This window comes from Streptomyces sp. WAC06614, assembly GCF_003949795.1.
In the GTDB taxonomy this organism is placed as follows: Bacteria; Actinomycetota; Actinomycetes; order Streptomycetales; family Streptomycetaceae; genus Streptomyces.
In genome coordinates this window covers 1-4,149 of record NZ_RPRY01000471.1, presented here as the reverse complement: position 1 = coordinate 4,149, position 4,149 = coordinate 1, and the positions used below count along the sequence as shown (strand labels likewise).

At 71.0% G+C, this 4,149-nt stretch carries 5 protein-coding genes; 3 read left to right on the top strand and 2 right to left on the bottom strand.

What is annotated here, in order from left to right; genetic code table 11:
* The coding region (locus tag EF918_RS33330) for a GNAT family N-acetyltransferase (protein WP_148141314.1) at positions 1-538 on the bottom strand (538 nt) is incomplete at its 3' end.
* Positions 538-1,608, bottom strand: coding sequence for a tRNA (adenosine(37)-N6)-threonylcarbamoyltransferase complex transferase subunit TsaD (gene tsaD / locus EF918_RS33325; protein ID WP_260610922.1), 1,071 nt, complete (start codon positions 1,606-1,608; stop codon positions 538-540). The genes tsaD and EF918_RS33330, both read right to left, overlap by 1 nt.
* A 92-nt stretch (positions 1,609-1,700) precedes the next feature.
* Between tsaD and EF918_RS33320 the strand changes: the two genes are divergently transcribed.
* From EF918_RS33320 to EF918_RS37815, 3 genes are all read left to right on the top strand, one after another.
* On the top strand, positions 1,701-2,036 hold the full coding sequence (locus tag EF918_RS33320; protein WP_125652631.1) for an antibiotic biosynthesis monooxygenase: 336 nt from the start codon (positions 1,701-1,703) through the stop codon (positions 2,034-2,036).
* A 469-nt stretch (positions 2,037-2,505) separates the two neighbouring features.
* On the top strand, positions 2,506-3,756 hold the full coding sequence (locus tag EF918_RS33315) for a hypothetical protein (RefSeq protein WP_125652630.1): 1,251 nt from the start codon (positions 2,506-2,508) through the stop codon (positions 3,754-3,756).
* A 169-nt stretch (positions 3,757-3,925) separates the two neighbouring features.
* Positions 3,926-4,149, top strand: a 224-nt coding sequence (locus EF918_RS37815) for a hypothetical protein (protein ID WP_125652629.1), incomplete at its 3' end; no start/stop codon positions are given.

Genomic DNA, 4,149 nt, shown 5'->3' with positions numbered 1-4,149 from the left:
GTCGGGGGCCGAGGAAGGCGGCGTAGCCGGCTCCCCCGGGTGCGGGGTGGGTGGCCTGGGTCCAGCCCTGCCGCTCGTAGAACGCGCACGCGGCCCGGGCACGGACCGAGGTCAGCAGCCAGCAGAGGCCGTCGGAGCGCTCCTCGGTGACAGCAGCCAGCAACGCGGCGCCCAGTCCGGTGCCCCGGGCACAGGCGGCGACTGCGAGCTCGTCGACCTCCCGTGCGCCACACAGCCACGCAGAGGTGTGCCGCTCGCCCAAGGCTGCCGATATGTACGGGTAGCAGCGGTCGGTGGGGAAGGAATCCGGAGTCGTCCAGGCCGTGGCGTACCCGAGGACGAGGTCCCCGTCGAGGGCAAGGGCCGCGGTGAAGCCCGGGCGCTTCACGTCGTCGGCGAGCCGCCGGACGTAGTCGTCGGCCCGGCCCGGATCCTCTGCCCAGGGCGGGGCGCCGTAGGTCCCGGCGTAGACCTCGCGCACCCCAGCCGTGTGTCCGAGCAGCTCGGAGGCCGGCAGGCGCAGGACGTCGACGGGCATCAGGCTGCCCGGACGGTGGGGCGGGCGAGCGGGGTCAGGGACGCGTATTCGAGGGGGGCGGACGGGTCGATCGAGACGTCCAGCGGGGCCGGCTCGGCGCCCGAGCGGACGAGCAGGTCGCCGACGGCGGCGATCATCGCCCCGTTGTCGGTGCACAGGGTCATCGGCGGAACGCGCAGCTCGATTCCCGCCGAGGCGCACCGCTTCTCCGCGAGGGCCCTGACCCGGGAGTTGGCGGCCACGCCGCCGACCACGACCAGCGTCTTCACGTCGTACGCCTTGCAGGCCGCCATGGCCTTGCGGGTCAGGACGTCGGCCACGGCTTCCTGGAGGGCGGCGGCCCCGTCGGCCACCGGCACCTCCTCGCCGCGCTGGCGGTGCTGCTCGACCCAGCGGGCGGCTGCGGTCTTGAGGCCGGAGAAGGAGAAGGCGTACGGGTCGTCGCCGGGCCGGGTGAGCGGGCGCGGGAAGGCCACGGCCTTCGGGTTTCCCTCCCGCGCCGCCTTGTCGATGGCCGGGCCGCCCGGGTACGGCAGGCCGAGGATGCGCGCGACCTTGTCGAAGCATTCGCCGGCCGCGTCGTCGAGGGTGTCGCCGAGGTGCAGGATCGGCTCGCGCACGAGGTCCCGGACGAGGAGCAGGGAGGTGTGGCCGCCGGACACGATCAGCACCACGCAGGGGTCGGGCAGCGGCCCGTGCTCCAGGGTGTCGGCGGCGACGTGCCCGGCCAGGTGGTGCACACCGTACAAGGGCACCCCGGCCGCGTAGGCCAGCGTTTTAGCCCCGGCCAGGCCCACCTGGAGGGCACCGGACAGGCCAGGGCCCGTGGTGACGGCGACGGCGTCGAGCTGACTGATCCGCAGTCCGGCCTGGTCGAGGGCCTGCCGGACCACCGGGTTGAAGGCGTGCAGGTGCGCACGGGCGGCGATCTCGGGCACCACGCCGCCGAACCGGGCGTGCTCGTCCATGCTCGACGCCACCACGTGGGCCAGCAGCTTCCCGTCCTGCACGATGCCCGCGCCGGTCTCGTCGCACGACGACTCGATCCCCAGCACCACCGGTCCGCCCACAGCGCGCCTCCTTCTGCATCCACAAAGCAACTGCAATATATGTGCAATAAGGGGGGCACCGTCACACCGGGCCAAGGAGAGAAGACCACCGCATGACCGCCACCGCACGCATCGCCAGCGACCGCCCCGTCGCCACGCTCATCAACGTGTTCACCGTCCCCGCCGAGCGGCAGCAGGAGCTCATCGACCTCCTCGCGCATGCCACCGAGACGACCATGAAGCACCAACCGGGCTTCCTCTGTGCCAACTTCCACGCCAGCCACGACGGCGAACGCGTCATCAACTACGCCCAGTGGGAAAGCGAAGCCCACTACCGCGCCATGCTGGCCAACCCCGAGGCCCGGGTCCACATGGACCAGGCCGCCACCATCGCCACCGACGTCCAGCCCCGCCTTTTCCACGTGGCCTCCCACCACCCGCGGCCATAACACGACGCCTCCCAGACCAGGCGTGCGGCGGCGCCGTCACTCGATTGGCGAGATCGGCGCCGTGGTGCTCGGGCCTGCGACAGGCTGGTGCGGTACGCATTCAGCATCCGGAAACAGGAGCTCGCGAGCGTTGCAGCACATGACGAGACACCCCTTCCCGCCACTCGCGACGTGCCGCTCGGTCCATTCGCGGGCATGGACGTACCGCTCTGGCAGTCAGCGAGCAGCTAGGTGCCGGGCACAACCTGGAGGCCTACGGCAACGTCTGGCGGAACGCCATGCCGACGTCTACCGCGGCGGGCCGGCGAACCCCTGAAATGGGGGCTCATGGGATCGCGCCAAGGCGTGCATCGACATCGTGCGCCTACTCGGCCGGGGCGCCTCCGGACTGCGACCCGAGCCGGCGACAAGTCGGCTCCGTCCCATCGCCCCCTTCTGCGTGGACCAGAGCTGTCCTACCGTCATACGCATGGCGAACGGGGTGTTCCACACCAAGTACGGCATAGAGATCAATCTGACCCACGAGGACTTGGGCTACCCAGGTCGACCCGATCTCCTCGACGAGATCACCCGGCCCGTGGGCAAACGCCCCCGGGACCTGCTCCAATGCCTCAAGGACCGCAGGGGCGGCCAGTGCGGGTGCGCCCTAGCCGACAAGTCACCCTGGATGTTCGTACGCCGCCAACGACGCGGTGGTCAGGTGACCTTGGTGGCCGCGCACTTGCCCATCACCCATGTCGCCACCCCGCAGGAGAGCGACAAGCACAAGGCCATGAAGGAACGGATCGCGCGCACCGCGTCCCGCCACGGCCTCCACGTGCAGGTCGAAGCCCGGTCCCCCGACAACCGGATCATCACCGACGTCCTCGTGACCGGTCCCGCCGGTCGCGTCGGCTGGGAGGCCCAGTACTCCCCCATCAGCACCAGCAGCGTCCACCGACGCTCGGCCCGGGCCCGCGCCAACGGCATTTCACCCCTATGGATCACCGGCGACCCTGCCTCCACCCTGATAGACCGGGCCCCCTGGGCACGCGTGGACGACGTTCCCTGGCAACGGATCGTCTCGCCGCTCGCCATGATCGTCCGAGGCGGCGTACGGCACCTCCAGATCTGGAAGTGCACGCAGGCCAGCGAGCGGCCGTGCCCGGAATCAGGTCAGGCCTGCGGCAGGTTCCACAGCGGCTGGTTCCTCCCCACCCTCTGCGTGCCGGAAGAGCGGTCCACCGCGCTCGACGAGCTCGTCGTCACCAGCGCCGACGGAGAGCACCTCCCCCTGCGCATCAGCGACCGCAACGGCAGCCGCCGGATATCCCACCTCTGGGCGCTGGCCGACGACGTCCGGCGCTGGCATGAGATCAACGGCGAGCAAGATCCGCTTGCGGACGCCCCGGCAGCTGCCGAGGAGGCCCTCACCTTCACCGAAGAAGAACTCGACGCCAACTGCCGCTACGGCGCAGAGGGCACGTTCGTCAGCGACCCCCGCCCACGTCGCGAAACCACCTCCGCAACCGGACTGCAAACCTTCGAGCACCTCGACATCGACCGGCGCACACCCAGCCGCCCCGTCCAACTCCGCCTCACGGACAACGAGCGGCGTGTGATCGCCGACCAACTCCACTGCCCGCCGTGGGAGATCGGCCCCTGCATGCTGTGCGCCACGCCCATTCACCGCTACGGGCCCCGGAGCCCGCTGGTCTGCCAAGCCTGCCGCAGCCACTGACGGCCCTGGGATCCCGCACCGCCGCGGACGCGGACGCGGACGCGGACAACGGGAACTCCTCGGACACCGCGCACGACTACGTCTCCGGCAAATCCCCGAAGGATGGCTGACCCCGGCAGCGGACGCCGGGCGCACGCCGCCGCACAAGGACTCAGTACCTGGAGAGCGCATGGCCGGAAGCCAGCCCGGAGGCCGCGAGCCCGCAACTTGGCGGGATTGGACGCCACCACCGGCCCTGGCCGGTTTCGTCATACTGCTGGCGGCCTTGTTCGCCCTGTCCTATGGCGTCGGGTCCGCCGCCGGGCCGGTCGCTCCGGGCATGCATCCGTCCGGCCCGGGTACCGGTTCCGGATCCGTTTCGCCCGGTGGCGGCGGGATGGGCGGGATGGGCGG